Origin of the sequence: Catenovulum sediminis (assembly GCF_007289895.1) — a bacterium.
GTDB classification, from domain to species: domain Bacteria; phylum Pseudomonadota; class Gammaproteobacteria; order Enterobacterales; family Alteromonadaceae; genus Catenovulum; species Catenovulum sediminis.
Genome location: NZ_CP041660.1, coordinates 621862 through 639361, shown reverse-complemented (window position 1 = coordinate 639361; position 17500 = coordinate 621862). Strand labels below are relative to the sequence as shown.

17 protein-coding genes are annotated in these 17500 nt (G+C 35.4%); all 17 read left to right on the top strand.

What is annotated here, in order from left to right:
- The first annotated feature begins 139 nt into the window (after positions 1-139).
- The 17 genes from rfbA (at position 140) to wecA (ending at position 17459) form a co-directional block, all read left to right on the top strand.
- Positions 140-1000 carry a glucose-1-phosphate thymidylyltransferase RfbA gene (gene rfbA, locus FNT16_RS02485; RefSeq protein ID WP_143870074.1) on the top strand — a complete coding sequence of 287 codons (861 nt, stop codon included), beginning with the start codon at positions 140-142 and terminating at the stop codon, positions 998-1000.
- Between the two features lie 25 nt (positions 1001-1025).
- The gene (locus FNT16_RS02480) at positions 1026-1949 is read left to right on the top strand and encodes a methionyl-tRNA formyltransferase (RefSeq protein ID WP_143870073.1); all 924 of its coding nucleotides are present in this window, start codon (positions 1026-1028) and stop codon (positions 1947-1949) included.
- Between the two features lie 2 nt (positions 1950-1951).
- Positions 1952-3085, top strand: coding sequence for a dTDP-4-amino-4,6-dideoxygalactose transaminase (gene rffA, locus FNT16_RS02475; RefSeq protein WP_185976666.1), 1134 nt, complete (start codon positions 1952-1954; stop codon positions 3083-3085).
- The gene (locus tag FNT16_RS02470) at positions 3076-3852 is read left to right on the top strand and encodes an NDP-hexose 2,3-dehydratase family protein (RefSeq protein ID WP_221935051.1); all 777 of its coding nucleotides are present in this window, start codon (positions 3076-3078) and stop codon (positions 3850-3852) included. Before rffA ends, FNT16_RS02470 begins: the two co-directional genes overlap by 10 nt.
- Positions 3849-4829: a Gfo/Idh/MocA family protein gene (locus tag FNT16_RS02465; RefSeq protein ID WP_221935050.1), complete on the top strand. Its 981-nt coding sequence runs from the start codon at positions 3849-3851 to the stop codon at positions 4827-4829. The genes FNT16_RS02470 and FNT16_RS02465 overlap by 4 nt, the downstream gene beginning before the upstream one ends.
- The gene (locus tag FNT16_RS02460) at positions 4826-5893 is read left to right on the top strand and encodes a TDP-N-acetylfucosamine:lipid II N-acetylfucosaminyltransferase family protein (protein ID WP_185976665.1); all 1068 of its coding nucleotides are present in this window, start codon (positions 4826-4828) and stop codon (positions 5891-5893) included. The genes FNT16_RS02465 and FNT16_RS02460 overlap by 4 nt, the downstream gene beginning before the upstream one ends.
- 23 nt (positions 5894-5916) lie before the next feature.
- Positions 5917-7302: a lipopolysaccharide biosynthesis protein gene (locus tag FNT16_RS02455; protein ID WP_143870068.1), complete on the top strand. Its 1386-nt coding sequence runs from the start codon at positions 5917-5919 to the stop codon at positions 7300-7302.
- Positions 7302-8411 (top strand): hypothetical protein, encoded by a 1110-nt coding sequence (locus FNT16_RS02450; protein WP_143870067.1) that lies wholly within the window; start codon positions 7302-7304, stop codon positions 8409-8411. The genes FNT16_RS02455 and FNT16_RS02450 overlap by 1 nt, the downstream gene beginning before the upstream one ends.
- 67 nt (positions 8412-8478) lie before the next feature.
- The gene (locus FNT16_RS02445) at positions 8479-9627 is read left to right on the top strand and encodes a glycosyltransferase (RefSeq protein ID WP_143870066.1); all 1149 of its coding nucleotides are present in this window, start codon (positions 8479-8481) and stop codon (positions 9625-9627) included.
- On the top strand, positions 9614-10654 hold the full coding sequence (locus FNT16_RS02440; protein ID WP_143870065.1) for a glycosyltransferase family 4 protein: 1041 nt from the start codon (positions 9614-9616) through the stop codon (positions 10652-10654). Before FNT16_RS02445 ends, FNT16_RS02440 begins: the two co-directional genes overlap by 14 nt.
- Entirely contained in the window at positions 10651-11742 is a 1092-nt protein-coding gene (locus tag FNT16_RS02435) for a glycosyltransferase family 4 protein (RefSeq protein WP_143870064.1), read from the top strand. Before FNT16_RS02440 ends, FNT16_RS02435 begins: the two co-directional genes overlap by 4 nt.
- A gap of 40 nt (positions 11743-11782) precedes the next feature.
- On the top strand, positions 11783-12766 hold the full coding sequence (locus tag FNT16_RS02430; RefSeq protein WP_143870063.1) for an NAD-dependent epimerase/dehydratase family protein: 984 nt from the start codon (positions 11783-11785) through the stop codon (positions 12764-12766).
- Positions 12763-13881 (top strand): GDP-mannose 4,6-dehydratase, encoded by a 1119-nt coding sequence (gene gmd, locus FNT16_RS02425; protein ID WP_143870062.1) that lies wholly within the window; start codon positions 12763-12765, stop codon positions 13879-13881. The genes FNT16_RS02430 and gmd overlap by 4 nt, the downstream gene beginning before the upstream one ends.
- Positions 13882-14002: 121 nt before the next feature.
- Positions 14003-14755, top strand: coding sequence for a glycosyltransferase family 2 protein (locus FNT16_RS02420; protein ID WP_143870061.1), 753 nt, complete (start codon positions 14003-14005; stop codon positions 14753-14755).
- Positions 14756-14780: 25 nt separating this feature from the next.
- Complete coding sequence (gene fcl / locus FNT16_RS02415) at positions 14781-15740, top strand: GDP-L-fucose synthase (RefSeq protein WP_143870060.1); 960 nt, start codon at positions 14781-14783, stop codon at positions 15738-15740.
- 2 nt (positions 15741-15742) lie between these two features.
- Positions 15743-16192: a GDP-mannose mannosyl hydrolase gene (locus FNT16_RS02410; RefSeq protein WP_143870059.1), complete on the top strand. Its 450-nt coding sequence runs from the start codon at positions 15743-15745 to the stop codon at positions 16190-16192.
- Between the two features lie 184 nt (positions 16193-16376).
- Positions 16377-17459 (top strand): UDP-N-acetylglucosamine--undecaprenyl-phosphate N-acetylglucosaminephosphotransferase, encoded by a 1083-nt coding sequence (wecA, locus tag FNT16_RS02405; protein ID WP_143870058.1) that lies wholly within the window; start codon positions 16377-16379, stop codon positions 17457-17459.
- Positions 17460-17500: the final 41 nt, after the last annotated feature.

Genomic DNA, 17500 nt, shown 5'->3' with positions numbered 1-17500 from the left:
GCCTTTAGGCCGACAATTAAAAAGTTATTTAGGTCGTGGTTTCAACCCGGCGGTTAATGTAGGTCGGCCTTTAGGCCGACAAATGAAAAGTTATTTAGGTCGCGGTTTCAACCCGACAAGCAAAAAAGGACAATAAATCATGAAAGGTATAATCCTCGCTGGTGGCTCCGGCACTAGGCTTTACCCTATAACTAAAGGTGTATCTAAACAACTTTTGCCCGTTTACGATAAACCTATGATTTATTACCCAATTTCAGTACTCATGTTAGCTGGAATTCGAGATATATTGATTATCACCACACCAGATGATCAGTCTTCATTTCAACGTTTATTAGGCGACGGTTCAGATTTTGGAATTAATTTACAATACGCAGCCCAGCCAAGCCCTGATGGGTTAGCACAAGCTTTTATTATCGGCGAAGAATTTATTGGCGATGATTCAGTTTGCCTTGTTTTAGGTGACAATATTTTCTGGGGGCATGGTTTTACCCCCATTTTAAAACGAGCAGCGACAAGGTCAAAAGGCGCTACTGTTTTTGGTTATCAAGTAAAAGATCCTGAACGTTTTGGCGTAGTTGAGTTTGATGAAAATCAAAAAGCTATTTCAATTGAAGAAAAGCCTAAAAAGCCAAAATCGCATTTTGCAGTGACAGGCTTGTATTTTTACGATAACTCAGTAGTTGAAATTGCTAAAAATGTAAAACCTTCTGAACGAGGTGAATTAGAAATTACTGCGATTAATCAAGCTTATTTAGAGCAAGATAGCTTAAATGTAGAGTTGCTTGGCCGCGGTTTTGCTTGGTTGGATACAGGCACTCATGATAGCTTGCTTGAAGCTGCAACCTTTGTTGAAACTATTGAGAAACGACAAGGTTATAAAATAGCTTGTTTAGAAGAGATTGCTTTCAATAATAAGTGGCTAGATAAAAAATTGATAAAAGAACTGGCTAAGCCACTTTTAAAAAATAGTTACGGAAAATACCTTATGGGCTTGCTGTAAAAAATAAATTATAGGTTTTAATTAAATGAATATAGTTTTATTGGCTGCCGCCACAAGAGGGTTACTCTGTCTTAATAAAATAGGTGAACATTTGTCTAACTCAGATAAGCTGACGGTTTTCAGCTTTAAAGAGGAGGCTTGGGAACCGGAATTTAGTGAAGGCATAAAAATGGCTACTGTCAAGTTAGGTGGCCAATTTTATTTGACAAATAAAGTGCACAATCCTGACTATAATTTTATATGGGATGAGAGCCCTGATCTTATTTTAGTTATTGGATGGCGTTATCTTATACCAAAATCAGTGTATTCATCAGCCAAAATCGGTTGTTTTGTATTTCATGATTCCTATTTACCTGAGTATAGAGGTTTTGGGCCAAGTGTATGGGCTTTAAGAAACGGCGAGGAATATACTGGTGCAAGTCTATTTAAAATTAGCGATGAAATGGATGAAGGGCCAATCGTAGCCCAAAAAAAAGTGACTATAAATAAATCTGATTATATTGGTGATGTCGTTGAAAAAGTTACGAATACTTACCTCTCTATATTGGATGAGTATATACCACAATTTCGGCAAGGTAATTACACATTGACTGAGCAAAATCACTCAAATGCTACATATACATGTAAAGCGATCCCCGATGATTTTAGGATTAATTGGAATCAAACAGCGGAACAAATAAGAAATTTAATTAGGTCTTACGCGCCCCCATACCCTGGAGCTTTTTGTAAATTAAATGAAGAAAAAATATTAGTGCTTGAAGCTGATGTCGCCAACGATAAAAAATATGTTGGATTGCAACCAGGTCGAGTAGTTAAAATTGTGCAAGGTAAAGGAAGTTATGTAGGCACTGGTGATGGACTTCTTTTTATCCGAAAAGTTCAAATCGAAGGAAAGAGCATTGAAAATGCGAGCTGTGTTTTTAACAAAATAAGTATGACTTTGAGATAATTATGGACACTATTAAATTTAACGAACCTTTTCTTGCTGGTAACGAGCTGGAGTACATACAAGATGTTTTCGCTCAAAAGCATTTCTATGGCAATGGTAAATATACCAAGCTCTGTACTGAGTTTATAAAAGCGCAATTGAATGTTGAAAATGTATTAATTACTGATAGTTGTACCTCTGCATTAGAGATCACAGCGCTCTTATTAAGAGATACTGGTAAAGAGCAAGAAATAATTTTACCTTCTTACACCTTTTCATCAACCGCATCTGCATTTGCACGAGCTGGCTTTAAACTTATATTTGCTGAAGTCAATCCTAAAACAATGATGTTGGATGTTGATGATGTGAAATCTAAAATTAATGCAAATACAACTGCTGTCGTGGTCGTGCACTATGGTGGTTATTGTGCAGATATTTATGATTTTAGAGATATTTGTGATGAAAAAGATATCTATTTAGTTGAAGACGCCGCTCAAGCATTTAATTGTTTTATAGGCGGTAAAGCGCTGGGAAGCATTGGCGATTTCGGTTGCTTTTCATTTCATGAAACTAAGAATATACATGCTGGTTTGTCTGGTGCACTTCTTGTAAAAGACAATAACGTTATCGACAGAGCAACTTATATTTGGGAAAGAGGTACAAACCGACAAGACGTATTAAAAGGTATTGCTAACAAATATTCTTGGGTGGAGATTGGCGGTAGTTTTTATCCCACCGAGTTGCAAACTGCCTTCTTATATGCACAACTAGAAGCTGTTGAACAAAACTTAGCAGAAAGAAAAGTTATTTATGATGAGTATAATGCTGGTTTAACACCTCTTAAAGATGCCGATATCTTGCATTACCCAGATTTTCAAGATGATTATAAGTCTAATTATCACGCGTTTTTTGTGGTTTTTAACAGTGAAGTTGATGCAGATAAAGTTCGAGAATTATTAAAAGAAAATAATGTTCATGCTTATATCGGCTATATTCCCTTGCACTCATCACCTGTCGGCTTAAAAATGGGTTATTCAGCCGATACGTTGCCAGTTACAGAAGAATATGCAAAACGCGTACTTCGCCTGCCTTTCCATAACCAGTTGACGCTCACACAAGTGTCTGAAATTATAAAATTAATAAAGGGATGTTTTTAGTGACTACTGAATATAAGAATAAACTAGAGAAATATATTAGCTATTTAGAAGACCATAACTTTGAAGTGACGCAATTGAGAGCTGAAACACAATTTGAATCATTTCGTGACTGGTCCGTTGTTGGCGATTTAGAGATGTTTAGTAGCTGGTTTTTAGAGCAGCAAAAAAATTGTCAAATGACAATCGAAGATATTCCATTGAGTGAATGCAATGGCTGGAATATAGACCCTGAAACAGGTTGGGTTAGTCACAAGTCTGGTGAATTTTTTGTTGTCCAAGGTGTAAGAGTCGCTTTTACAGCCGATAGGGAAGTTTCAGGTGGTTGGGATCAACCTATACTAACTCAAGTTGGTTTCGACGGTGGTTTGTTAGGTTTATTACGCAAACGAATCGATGGTGTACCCCACTATTTAGTTGAAGCTAAGGCTGAACCTGGAAATCCAGATAAAGTGCAAATTAGCCCGACACTTCAAGCCACTTTCAGCAATTTGAAACAAGCCCATGGTGGGAGAAAACCCAAGTTCTCTGAATACTTTGAATTCCCAGAAAAAAATGATGGTACTGTATTGTTTTCGCAGTGGATGTCAGAAGATGGTGGGCGATTACATTTAAAACGAAATAAAGGCATGTTAGTCGAGGTTCCAGAAGATACTCAATTAGAATTTACAGGTAATTTTTATTGGGCAAGCCTTTATCAGTTGAAAGAATTGATAAAGCAAAATTCATGGGTTAACCCTCATATTCGGGGTATTATTTCACATTTATGAGTAGTTTAGCTATGCAAAAACTTGGTGTTGCATGTTGGACAATTGGCCAGCATGCCCAGAAAAATATCATTCCAGCCATTGAGCGATGCGCCAATGTAAAATTAGTTGGTGCTTACACAAGAAATGAAGCGGTACTAGACAAGGTATGCTCTAAGACTCAATGTAAAAAATATCCTAACGAACAGGAATTGTTGTCAGACATTGAGGTGGATTTAGTATATCTAAGTAGTCCAACTGGAATACATTACGAGCAAATTAAAAAATGCATTACTGCAAAAAAATCTGTTTTAGTTGAAAAAACAGCTCTGACTAATCTTCAGCAGGTTGAAGAGATCATTGAATTAGCAAGAGCAAATGGGGTTTTAGTTATGGAGGCATTTATGTACCGCTTCCATAATCAATTTATGCAGCTTCAAGAGCTTTTAGCTTCTGAAAAGTACGGTGAAATTGTCCGCATTGAGTGTGAATTTGGTTTCCCTCATTTGCCTAACGATGATATTAGATACTCCAAAGATTTGGAAGGTGGTGCATTATATGATGCCGGTGCCTATACATTATCTTCAGCACGCATTCTATTGGGAGCTAACCCAAAGGTAGAATGGGCGAGAGTTGTAACGGACAAAGACTTTGAAGTTGATATCGCAGGTAATGCAGTTTTAAGCAATGATAAAAACCAATTAGCTATGTGTAGTTGGAAGTTTGGTGCCAGTTATATTAACCAAATTCGTATTTGGTTAGAAAAAGGGCATGTAATGGTAGATAGGGCATTTTCAAAACCAGAAACTTATGAAAGTAATATATTGATCCATCATAACGGTAAATTACAAGAAGACATAGAAATTGGAATGGATAATCACTTTGTGACTATGTTTGCCTATATAAGCAATGTTATTACAAGTGCAGATTTTGAATTTGAATACCAGCAAATCTATGATCAAGTTAAAGCTATTCAAGCGGTTGTTGAGAAAAAATCGTGATCAAACATAAAAATAAAATTATTCACATCTGTTCATTCGATAAGTTTATAAAAGATTTTATAGAGTTTAATGAAGAGCATTGCAGTGAGTTTGAACACGAGTATTTTATTATTGGTTATCATGCAAAATATGAATTACCTCAGTCTGGTTCTTTTAGAGTAATACCTCCAAATTATAAAGAAAAAGCGCATTTTCTTTTAACACTTAGCCGTAAGTTGAAAACAGCAGATAAAGTAATTATACACGGACTATTTGATTTTAAATTGATTTTTTTCTTGTATGTTCATAAAAAATATTTATCTAAAACTTGCTGGGTTATTTGGGGAGGCGACTTATACATACCGCCTGCTAAAAATATAAAGCAAAAAACTTTGGCTCTTTTACGAAAATCAGTTGTAGAGCGCCTGTATGGTGTTGTTACTTATATTAAAGGGGATTATATAAACGCGAAAAAGAACTGGAATCTTAAAGGTAAATATTTTGAGTGTATTATGTACCCAAGCAACATTTTTAAAGACCAAAGTTGTAATGATGTCATTAGAAATGATGGGTTAGTAAATATTTTAGTTGGACATTCAGCTAACCCCGAAAATTTTCACGATGAGGTTTTCGAGAAATTAAAGGATTTACCTAGGAGTAAATATGCAGATATTTACGTCCCTTTGTCATATGGTGATGAAGAAAATAAAAAGAGAGTTTTACAGCTAGGTAAATTTTTGTTTGGTGAAAAGTTTCATCCGTTAACTGATTTTATGAAGTTGAGTGAGTATTTATCATTATTAGCTAGTATTGATATAGCTGTTTTTAACCATAAAAGACAACAAGCTATGGGGAACACCATTAATCTAATAGGCTTGGGGAAAACTGTTTATTTACGATCTGATGTTACACAGTGGCAGTTATTTAATGAATTAGGGGTAACTGTTTTAGATATTGAACGATTTGATGGCCAATTATTAACGCAGGAACAACAACAAAAAAATAAGCAAATAATTAAAAATTACTTTTCAGAAGAAAATTATATATCACAATTAAACAAGCTATATGCTGCTGAACTCAGTTAAATCACTCAAGGTTATAATGCATTGTGAATATTAAAAAAATCTTGAGTTTTTCACTTGGACCAGTGGGTAGTGCGGCTCTTGGCTTTATCACTTTACCACTTACTGCATGGTTTTTTTCGCCCGATGATATTGGTCGTATCGCGATGCTGCAAACCTGTGGCGGTTTATTTGTAATGGTTAGTTGCCTAGGGTTAGATCAAGCTTATGTTCGGGAGTATCACGCAACTGAGCATAAAGAGCGATTATTTAAAACCGTTAGTTTTTTGCCTTTGGTTGTAGCATCAATTTTTCTAATTTTAGGTCTTGTTTTCCCCACTTTTTATAGTGAACTGTTATTTGATACAAACTCCCCTACAGCCGGTTATTTTATAGCGTTATTTTGTTTTTTTATGCTGGTTAATCGGTTTTTATCACTTATTCTTAGGATGCAGGAAAAAGGCATTGCATTTTCTTTTAGTCTTATTTTACCAAAGCTCATTTTTATTTTTGCAATTGGGGCTTATGGACTGCTTCATTTAAACGATGACTATGAATACTTAGTTAAAGCTCACTTTGTTTCGGTGTTTTTAGTTGCTCTCTATTTTTTAATTCAAACTTGGCGTGTTTGGCTTCCAAGCCTTAAATATAAAATCGACAAATTAGAGCATACGAATGTCGTTAAGTTTGGTTTTCCATTATTATTTGGCGGTATCGCATTTTGGGGATTAACAGCCATGGATAAAGTGTTTCTAAGGAGCATGTCAACTTATGAAGAACTTGGTATTTACTCTGTGGCTGTTAGCTTTGCGGGTGCCGCTATGATAGTACAATCTGTGTTTTCTACACTTTGGGCACCAACGGTTTATAAATGGGCTGAAAGTGGTGAAAGTATGGATAAGGTAAAGAAAGTCGCCGATATTATGCTGTTTGTCATCGTTGCTTTGTTTTGCTTCGTTGGAGTTTGTGCACCGTTGGTGGATTATATTCTTCCAGAAGAATATGCAAAGGTGAAATATTTGCTCGTTGTTTGCATGGCGTATCCATTGTTTTATACGTTATCTGAAGTTACCTCGGTTGGCATTGGCATTACTAAAAAAACGCATTTTTCGCTTTTAGCGACATTTATCGCATCTGTTGTTAACCTAGGTGGTAATTTTTTTCTGGTACCAAAGTACGGAGCATCAGGGGCGGCGAGCGCTACTGCGATATCGTTTTTTGTTTTATTGGTATTGAAAACTGAGTTTTCTATTTATCTTTGGAAGCCTTTCGGACGCATAAAGACTTACGGGTTGACACTGATTACGTTATTGTTGCCATTAAGCTTATTGAATAGTGGGAGCTTTCAATGGGGGGGGCTTGCTTGGGGGGGGGTGTTTTTAGTGAGTTGCTTTGCAACTAGAAAATGTTTAGCTGGGTATAGGGTTTGTTAATGACAATAAAGCTTCAAAAAAAAGGAAACGCAGACCTAAAAAATAGTGCACTATTTTGCTATGTACTTTTGCTCTGCTATTTTGTTGTGCCGTATCTGTGTTCCTACATTTTACCTGATGATTTTTATGTGTTTTCAGCCTTCAAAAAGGATGGCGAATATGCTGTTCTTATTAGCTTTATGCTTTGTATTTTGTTTTTTTACTTGATTTTGAGACGGAATAAGTGGGTCAAGCGAGTAGATTATATCCCACAACTTTCAACTAATGCCTTACAATTTATATATTTAATATTTATTGTTCAATTAACTGTACTTGCACTGTCTGGTACATATTATCGTTTGATTTCTGGTATAAATGAAAGAGATATTTTACTGGAAAAACAACATGTTTTTCTTTTTAGCGGTACATCTTATATATTTGTTTGTGGCTTTCTGTATATGGCTGCATTTGTTAACCGTAAAAAGCTATTACTTTTGAGTTTTTTGTTTGTATATATAGATATCTTATTTATGGGAAAAAAGTTTGTATTCTATCTAGTCGGTATTCTCTTATATCGAAGTGACATTAGTCAAAATATTAAGTCTACGAAACCTTTTATTTATGCGTGTATAGGTGGTATGGCTTTTTTAATAGCAATATATGTAGTTAGGGCTTTAACGTTTAACTCAGATGCTAATATTTTACTTGATGTTTATGCTGTTTTTTCTGAATTTATTGGGGTTTATGCTACGGTAGGTTGGGCTGTTGAGTTTAATAAAGTTATATCAAGTTGGTGGTTAGTTGTCCAAGAGTTGAGTTCATATTATCGCTATCAGGTGGGGCATGGTTTAGCGTTACATCCTGTTGCTTACTTTATTGCAGTGTTTGGTGATAGTTGGTTAGTTGGAATGTTTGTGTACTTATTAGTATTTTCGACAATCTATTATTTAACTTCAATGTTGGTTGGTAGCGCCGCGGTTTTAATTTTATTGGTTAATATAATGCATTTTATGCGGCATGGTCCGGAAATTTTCTTACAGCAATTTGTAATGCAGGCAGTGTTTTTATCGATTATTTTATATTTTCCTAAATTATACAGAACTCAGTACTTTAAGAGAAATGGCGTATGATTGTTTATCTTTGCTCTATCGGTTCAATTGTCGATTCTAGGGCATTTTTTATGGTATTTTAAGTTATATGAAAGTTTTTTTTATTGACGAGTCTAAAATATTTGGTGGGCATGAAATCATATTTTTAGGTTATCTTAAGGGTGTTCTATCGACTACTTCGTTTCACGTGAGGATGCTAATTGATAAAGATAACTTAAAGCTAAGAGAAGCGTTAATTCAACTGGAAAAAGATTTTGTAAATTTTAATTTTGTCGAGTTATCATTCTCCAAATTAAAAGTTCGCCCTTTAACCAACTTTTTATGCATCAAAGATTTTTTTAGTATACGGCAAACAATTAAGCATTTTAGCCCGGATATATGTGTAGTAGTTCAGGGAACTATTGAGATCGGTTCACTCTCTTTATTAGTTTCACGATTTTCGGGAATTAAAACGTTGAGTTACTTACCCATTACTAAGAAAAGTAAAGACATAGGTGTTTTCTTGGGCGGGATTCGCGACAGGATTAATAAAGCCATTTATTATAAATTGCCCCATGAGATTATTACTATTTCTAAATTTAACCAGCAAGAATTGTTAAATAATTTTGATGTCCCGTTGTCAAAAAGCGCGATTGTTTATAATTTTACAGATGTGATCCCTTCCTCAGAGTACCCACAAAAAAGAGGAAATGATTTTAACTTCGCAATAATAGGCCGGGTAGATAATTTACAAAAGCGGCAATACGATTTTTTTAAAGAGGTATTGAAACACAAGATAGCATCTAATTTGTTTTTTCATGTGATTGGTGATAATGAATCTGAAGAGTCTAATGAATTGAGACATTTATGCCATGACTCTGAACGAGTTATATTTCATGGCTGGTGTTCGTCTGATGAGGTAGAAACTTTGCTCGATAGGATGGATGGGGTGATCATTCCTTCCAATTTTGAAGGGGTTCCGTTAGTCATGATCGATGCTATTAACAAAAATAAAATTGTTATAGCCTCGGCAATCGATGGGATGCTTGAATGTTTGCCTCGCGAATTTTTATTTGAAAAGGGAGATTATCGCGGGGCACTCGCATTACTTCATGATATTACGGGCAATCCCAATTTATATTTTACGTTAGTCGAACATTGCAAAAAACAGTTTGCAGTGTTTAATAAAGAAAAAAATCTACAAGCTTTTATAAAAAGAATTAATTTTCATTTAGGAATTATGGATGACTACAAATAAAATTGCATTAGATTGTAGGTTAGTGAGCCGCAATGCAACAGGTATCTCCCGTTTTTCACTTAAATATACAGACTTCATAATTGAAAAATTTGGTGAGAAAAATATTGTGTTAATTGTAAATGAACCAATACAAGGTTATGAACACATTGAGCAGTGTTTAACTGATTTTAAACCTTTTAATTTTTATCATTGGTTACGGTTTCATAAACTTGTAGCAAAGTTAAAACCTACTCACTATATTAGTTTTCATTACTCTGGGTTGTCTAAAAAACTTTCAAATATAAAGACGGTTGTAACTGTGCACGATTTGATGTACGAGTTAGTACCTACGTTTTTTGGCAGTAAGTTTATAAGTTTTTTGGGCCGCTTATACTATCGCCCTATTGTGTCGAGGTCATTGAAAAATAGTGATTTAATACTAACTATTTCAGAGACGTCTAAAAAAGATATTAAAAGTATATTTAACTTGGATTCTGTAAATACAAGTGAAGGTGTTTTTTTAAATGCACCAGAAGTTGAATCTTTTTTAGACAGCATAGGTTTAGTTTCAAAGTCTTATTTTTTATATGCAGGGAATGGCAGACCTCATAAAAATATAGAGCAACTAAAAAGAGTCTTTTTGAAGTATCGGCAAAGTAACCAAGAGGCATGCTTGGTCATAGTCGGGCATAAAGGAGATTCACAAGGTGGAATAGTGTACCCTGGTCATGTAAGTGATGGTGAGTTAGTTAACTTGTATACAAATGCAAAGGCTTTTGTATTTCCATCACTATATGAAGGGTTTGGTTTGCCTATTGTAGAGTCACTGAATTATAACACCCCAGTTATCGCCTCAGATATACCTGCTTTTAGAGAATTTCAACATAACAATATATATTATTTTGATTTAAATAATGATGAATCATTATTACGTTTATTGGGTTCTGAATTAAGTTTTGATCATGCAACGAAGCATAATATATTGAAGCAGTATGATTGGGACGTAATTAAACAAAAGCTATATAAAGCGCTTGAGGGTTTGTTTTGAGCAAGGTTATTGTGCTTCATGATTTTGATGGCTCTCTGTATTTTAAAGCGTTGGAAAGCGTAGCTGAGGTTCAATATTTTAATATACAGCCTTTTCGCTTTTTAGTTCGAGATATCGTTAAACACCGAAAAATGCAAAAGAGTACTGTCAATTCTCTGTTATTTATATTAAGTATGTTTTTTAAGAGAAATGCTACAGTTATCATTGGTACGGCACCTTTTAATTTCAGATTTCTGATTTATGCTTTTATTTTATCTGGAAAAAATAAAGTGTATCTTCATACATCGTGGCCATATTGGGTTGAGTCACCACCTGTCCGTTATCCTTCCTTTTTGAATAAGTTAGCCAAAAAATTATGGATAAAAAGTTTGCCGAAATTAAACGGCGTTATTGCTGTTACTAAAGCAACAAAAAATTCTGTAATGAATTTTTTGGAGTCAAACCAATGTAAAGTTCCTTATGCAGTTACTCAAATATACCACGTGGTAGATATATCAAAAATAAGTGATAAATTGTTTTCTGATAAGTGGCAGAAACCTGAAAATGTAACGTTTTTAGGCCGCTTGGAAGCAGAAAAAGGGATTTCAGAATTTCTAGAGTTGTCAAAAAATTTTAGCGAGCGGGAAACACTAAAATTCCAAGTTATTGGAAAAGGAAGTTTAGAAAAGAAAGTTGTCCACTGGGCAGGCAGTAGTGGAAACAATGTTTATCATGGCTTTATATCGAGTCGTGGAAAAATTAAAGAGTTATTAGCAAAGACCAATGTCCTTGTATTACCATCTAAAAGAATTCCGGGATGGGAAGAGCTGTTCGGTTTGGTTATTATTGAAGCCATGAGTCAAGGAGTGATTGTTTTAACGACCGACCATATTGGCCCCAAAGAAATAATCGAAAATGGTTATGATTCGTTTTTCTGTCCAGAAGAGCGATTTATCACATTTGCTTCAACTATTTTAGACCAATTATCGGAACAACCAGTTAAGTATAGTCAGATAGCTCAGAAAGCTATTGTAAAGAGCCAAGCATTTAATATGGCTGCAATTGGCCGTGAATGGAAAGAGTTTTTGAAAGTTAATAAGTTAGATTGAACTCTTTAGTTAATTTAGATATGGAATTAATACATACGTTATGAGTTTTAAAAAAGTTTTAGTTACAGGTGGCTCTGGTTTTATAGGGACTAATGTTGTTCAATATTTAATGAGTAAGAGTGACCACTTTCAAGTTTTAAGTCTAGACATAGAGCCACCTAAAAATATTGCTGCTGTAACTGTCCATAAGCAAGTTGATCTCAGGAATAGGTCAGAAACCTTTTCTGCTATAAACGAATTTAAACCCGACGTTGTCATACATATGGCGGCTAGGACTGATTTGGATGGGGTTAGTCTGGACGATTATGACTCGAACACCCTTGGCGTTAAAACCTTATGCGAGGCCATTATCGAGTGCGGTACAGTTTCGAAGTTCCTTGTTTTTTCGAGTATGCTAGTTTGTGGTATTGGTTACTATCCAAAAGATGACGATGACTACTCGCCAACTACTATTTATGGTCACAGTAAAGTTGAAACTGAGTTAATTACAAAAAGTTTTTTACAAGAACTACCGCAGACTTATATAGTGCGCCCCACCTCTATTTGGGGGCCTTGGTTTGGAGTGCCGTATAGGAATTTTTTTGATGTGGTTTTAGCTGGGAAATACTTCAACCCTGGTATCAAATCAATTAAAAAGACATATGGTTTCATCGATAATGCTTTAACTCAAGTTTTTAATTTAGTTGATAGTGACGGTTATGAAACTGGAAAAATTTTTTATTTAGGTGATAAAAAACCTATCAATATTGTAGAATGGGCGAATATTATCTCTAGGAAAGCTGGGAAAAAAGCGCCTTTCACCATGCCTAAAATATTGTGTCTTGGGCTTGCTAAATTTGGCGACTTTTTGAAAATATTTGGAATGCATTTTCCACTGACTAGCTTTAGATTAAAAAATATGACGACAGAAAACATAATTCCTGCAAATTACTTGGCTCCTATTGATGAGGAAGAAGTAGTGAGTTTAGAAGAGGGAGTTAGTCAGACTCTTAATTGGATTAATAAAGGTAAAGATTTAAAATGAAAAAGGCATTAATTACTGGTGTTACAGGCCAAGATGGTTCTTATTTAGCTGAGTTTTTATTGGAAAAGGGATACGAAGTTCATGGCATTAAACGCCGCGCTTCGTTATTTAATACAGAAAGAGTTGATCATATTTATCAAGATCCGCATGAGTCTAACCCAAAATTCTTTTTGCATTATGGTGATTTAACAGATTCATCTAACCTGACTCGTATCTTAAAAGAGGTTCAGCCAGATGAAGTTTATAACTTGGGTGCGCAGTCTCACGTTGCTGTTTCGTTTGAATGCCCTGAGTATACAGCTGATGTTGATGCAATCGGTACATTACGTTTATTAGAAGCGATTCGCTTTTTAGGTTTAGAAAAGAAGACTAAGTTTTATCAAGCTTCTACTTCTGAGCTTTATGGTGAAGTGCAAGAGATACCACAAAAAGAAACAACGCCATTTCACCCACGTTCACCATATGCCGTAGCAAAAATGTATGCTTACTGGATTGCAGTTAATTATCGTGAATCTTACGGCATGTATGCTTGTAATGGTATTTTGTTTAACCATGAATCCCCACGCCGTGGTGAAACCTTTGTAACCCGTAAAATAACGCGTGGTATTGCGAATATCGCTCAAGGTTTAGAAAAATGTTTATACCTAGGTAATATGGACGCTTTGCGTGACTGGGGTCATGCAAAAGATTATGTACGTATGCAATGGATGATGTTGCAACAGGACAAACCAGAAGATTTTGTAATTGCGACTGGCAAGCAAATTTCAGTTCGTGAATTTGTAAAATTATCTGCGCAAAATGCAGGTATAGAGGTCGAGTTTAGCGGTGAAGGTGTAGATGAAATAGCAACTGTTGCCGCTATTACTGATGCAGAAAAAGCACCTGCATTAAACATAGGTGACGTGATTGTTAAGGTTGATCCTAAATACTTCCGCCCTGCAGAAGTTGAAACTTTATTAGGTGACCCATCTAAAGCCAAAGCTAAATTAGGCTGGGTACCGGAAATTACTGTTGAAGAAATGTGTGCTGAAATGGTTGCACATGATTTAGATAAAGCTAAACAACATGCTTTATTAAAATCGCATGGTCACAGTGTTAGTGTATCGGTAGAATAAGCCGATTCGTATTATTTCTTTTTTGTCGGGCTAATGCCCGGCCTACATGACTCATTTATCATTTTTAAGCATAAAATAGAACGTTATGTAGTCCTGGGGTATAGCTATTTACGGAACACAAATGTCTTTAAAAGTTTCAATAATCACTGCAACTTATAACAGTGCAAATACCGTGGTAGATGCAATTAAATCTGTCAATAATCAAACCTATCAAAATATCGAGCACATTATTATTGATGGTGCATCAAAAGATAATACAGTTGAAGTTGTAAAAGAGGTTGGTGAGCGAGTCGGTATATTAGTTAGCGAACCAGACAAGGGTATTTATGATGCGTTGAATAAAGGCATAAATGTCGCAACCGGTGATGTTATTGGTTTTATGCACTCAGACGATATATTTTCAGATGAGAATGCAGTTCAAAATATTGTTGATGCGTTTGAAAAGAGTCTAGCTGATTCTGTGTATGCTGATTTAGATTATGTGCAAAAAGAAGATACGTCAAAAGTTGTTCGAAAGTGGGTTAGTGGTGATTTTAAATTTGAGAAATTGAAATCAGGTTGGATGCCACCACACCCTACCTTTTACATGAGACGCGAAAAGTACCAAGCTTTAGGCGGCTTTAATTTAGGTTATAAAATTGCTGCTGATTATGATTCTATTTTGCGTTATTTATGGAAAGGCCAAGTAACAACGCATTATATCCCTAAAGTATTGGTTAAAATGCGAGTTGGCGGTGCAAGTAACCGTAGTTTAAAAAATATTATTCGAAAATCAAAAGAAGATAAGCTTGCGTTAAAAACGAATGGTTTACCTTGGTTAAGGGCTTTAACGTTTAAAAACTTGTCTAAAATACCGCAATTTTTGAAGAAGTAATTTAGATTTTGTAAGAGTTAAAATTATGAAAAAAATATTTGTTGCAGGGCACAAGGGCATGGTTGGCTCGGCAATCGTCCGCCAACTTGAAAACCAGCCAGACATAGAAATTATTGTTCGTGATAGATCAGAATTAAATTTATTAGATCAAGCTGCGGTTGCTGAGTTTTTTAAAACTGAAAATATTGATCAAGTGTATCTAGCCGCTGCAAAAGTGGGCGGTATTATTGCAAATAATACTTACCCAGCGGAGTTTATTTACGAAAACTTAATGATGGAATGCAATATTGTACATTCTGCTCATTTAGCTGGCGTAAATGATTTATTGTTTTTAGGTTCTTCTTGTATTTATCCAAAATTGGCTGAACAGCCAATGAAAGAGGAAGCTTTGTTAACTGGTACGTTAGAGCCAACAAATGAGCCTTATGCAATTGCCAAAATTGCCGGTATTAAGTTGTGTGAATCTTATAATCGCCAGTATGGTCGCAATTTTCGCAGTGCTATGCCAACTAATTTATATGGTGAAAACGATAATTTTCACCCTGAAAACTCGCATGTTATTCCTGCGCTTATCCGCCGTTTTCATGAAGCTAAATTAAATAATGCTTCAGAAGTGATTGCTTGGGGCTCTGGCAAACCCATGCGCGAATTTTTACATGTAGATGATATGGCTGCAGCATGTATTCATATTATGAATTTAGATGATGAAACTTATCAGGCCAATACTCAGCCTATGTTAAGCCATATTAATGTGGGTACAGGTGTTGATTGTACAATTCGTGAATTAGTTGAAACGGTTGCGAAAGTGGTTGGCTTTGAAGGTGAAATTAAATTTGATGCTACTAAACCAGATGGAGCTCCCCGTAAATTAATGGACTCGTCACGTTTAGAAGCTTTAGGTTGGAAATATACAATTAGTCTTGAAGATGGTTTAGCGCAAACGTATCAATGGTTTTTAAACAATCAGAACAAGTTTAGAGGTTAAGGTTGTTTTTAGCGAAAGCTACATTTAAAACGCTTGTTGCCAGTGCACCTTTAATTTCAATTGATATTATTGTAGAAAATGATAAGCAAGAAATTTTACTGGGCAAGCGTTTAAATAAACCCGCACAAGGCTATTGGTTTGTGCCAGGCGGGCGGGTTTATAAAAATGAATCACTTGAAAGCGCGTTTCAGCGTATTGCAGAGTCCGAGCTGGGTAGCCCATTAGCAATAGCAAAAGCAGATTTCATGAATGTTTATCAGCATTTTTATAAAGATAGTTTTGTTGATGAGCACGTATCAACTCACTATGTTGTGTTAGCTTATAAAGTTAAAAGTAATTTAGAAAGTTTGGTTTTAAATAGTCAGCACGAGTCTTACAAATGGTTTTCTGTTGAAGAGGCCCTAAATTCAGATTTAGTGCACAACTATACTAAAGACTATTTAAATTTTTAACTTGAAATGACCAATGGTTGTTTTGTTTTTTGATCTTTCGTAAGTGTTTTGTTCTAAACTTGTGCTATTTTAAATGTATATGAGCTTTAGTACGCATTTTATTAATTCTGTCATATTCAAGCTTGATTACTTGTTGTATCATTAGCGCCGAATGAATTAGCGTTTCTCTTAAACGGAGTTTTGTATGGAAATAATAGCCGCGATTGCTATTAGTTTTGCATCAGTTTTTATATTACAACCCTTTGCCGAAAAAATCGGTCTTGTCGATAAACCCAACGCGCGAAAACTGCATAAAGGTTCTATTCCTTTAATCGGTGGTATTGCGTTTTATATTGCAACGTTAACTGCTTGTTTGGTTGCATTTCCGGGTGACAAATTAATTACTTTATTTTTAATATCATCAGCCTTTGTTGTGTTTTTAGGTGTGTTAGATGACTACCACAACCTAAGCGTGCGCTCGCGTATTGTGTCGCAAATATTAATAGCCAGTATTATGGTTTATGGCGCGGGTAAATATATACACAACTTAGGTGATTTAGTTGGTTTAGGTGTTATTGATATTGGTATCGCCGGTACAATATTAACCTTTATTGCCGTTATTGGTGCAATAAATGCGTTTAATATGACAGATGGTATTGATGGTTTAGCGGGGTCGCTTGCCCTAAACACCTTTGCAAGTATTGGCATTTTGTTTTATTTAACCGAGCAGGGTAGCTTATTAGCATTGCCAGTAATTTTGGTTTGTGCCATTATTCCTTATTTAGCATTTAATTTAAGTTTAGTGCCTGGCCCTGTTAAAAAGATATTTATGGGTGATGCGGGATCTATGTTTATTGGCTTAAGTGTTATCTGGTTATTAACCTTGGGTACTCAGTCAGATGCACCTGCATTTAGAACAGTAACAGCACTTTGGATTATTGGTATCCCTTTAATGGATATGGCGGCCATTATTTATCGCCGTGTTCGTAAAGGTCAGTCAGCGTTTTTGCCAGATAGAGACCATTTGCATCACATCTTTTTAAGAGCAGGCTTTAGTTCGCGACAGTCATTAGCCATTATTTTTAGCTTGTCTTTGTTGTATTCTGGTTTTGGTATTGCAGGTGAGATTTATCAGTTACCAGAATGGTTTATGTTTGTTTCCTTCTTAGCTGTGTTTGTATTATATTGTTATGCCTTAATGCATGTTTGGAAGCTGGTTCGTTTTGTTCGCAGGGCGACTGTTAAGCGGTTAAGGAAAAAACAAGCTAGGTTGGCATCAGCCAAATAGTTAATAAAGTCGGCCAAGCGGTCGACTTTTTTGTATTTGTT

Bases quoted from the DNA above. Each gene is read 5' to 3' on its own strand.
- rfbA (WP_143870074.1), top strand. From the start codon at position 140: ATGAAAGGTATAATCCTCGCTGGTGGCTCCGGCACTAGGCTTTACCCT.
- FNT16_RS02480 (WP_143870073.1), top strand. From the start codon at position 1,026: ATGAATATAGTTTTATTGGCTGCCGCCACAAGAGGGTTACTCTGTCTT.
- rffA (WP_185976666.1), top strand. From the start codon at position 1,952: ATGGACACTATTAAATTTAACGAACCTTTTCTTGCTGGTAACGAGCTG.
- FNT16_RS02470 (WP_221935051.1), top strand. From the start codon at position 3,076: ATGTTTTTAGTGACTACTGAATATAAGAATAAACTAGAGAAATATATT.
- FNT16_RS02465 (WP_221935050.1), top strand. From the start codon at position 3,849: ATGAGTAGTTTAGCTATGCAAAAACTTGGTGTTGCATGTTGGACAATT.
- FNT16_RS02450 (WP_143870067.1), top strand. From the start codon at position 7,302: ATGACAATAAAGCTTCAAAAAAAAGGAAACGCAGACCTAAAAAATAGT.
- FNT16_RS02445 (WP_143870066.1), top strand. From the start codon at position 8,479: ATGAAAGTTTTTTTTATTGACGAGTCTAAAATATTTGGTGGGCATGAA.
- FNT16_RS02440 (WP_143870065.1), top strand. From the start codon at position 9,614: ATGACTACAAATAAAATTGCATTAGATTGTAGGTTAGTGAGCCGCAAT.
- FNT16_RS02430 (WP_143870063.1), top strand. From the start codon at position 11,783: ATGAGTTTTAAAAAAGTTTTAGTTACAGGTGGCTCTGGTTTTATAGGG.
- gmd (WP_143870062.1), top strand. From the start codon at position 12,763: ATGAAAAAGGCATTAATTACTGGTGTTACAGGCCAAGATGGTTCTTAT.
- FNT16_RS02420 (WP_143870061.1), top strand. From the start codon at position 14,003: ATGTCTTTAAAAGTTTCAATAATCACTGCAACTTATAACAGTGCAAAT.
- fcl (WP_143870060.1), top strand. From the start codon at position 14,781: ATGAAAAAAATATTTGTTGCAGGGCACAAGGGCATGGTTGGCTCGGCA.
- wecA (WP_143870058.1), top strand. From the start codon at position 16,377: ATGGAAATAATAGCCGCGATTGCTATTAGTTTTGCATCAGTTTTTATA.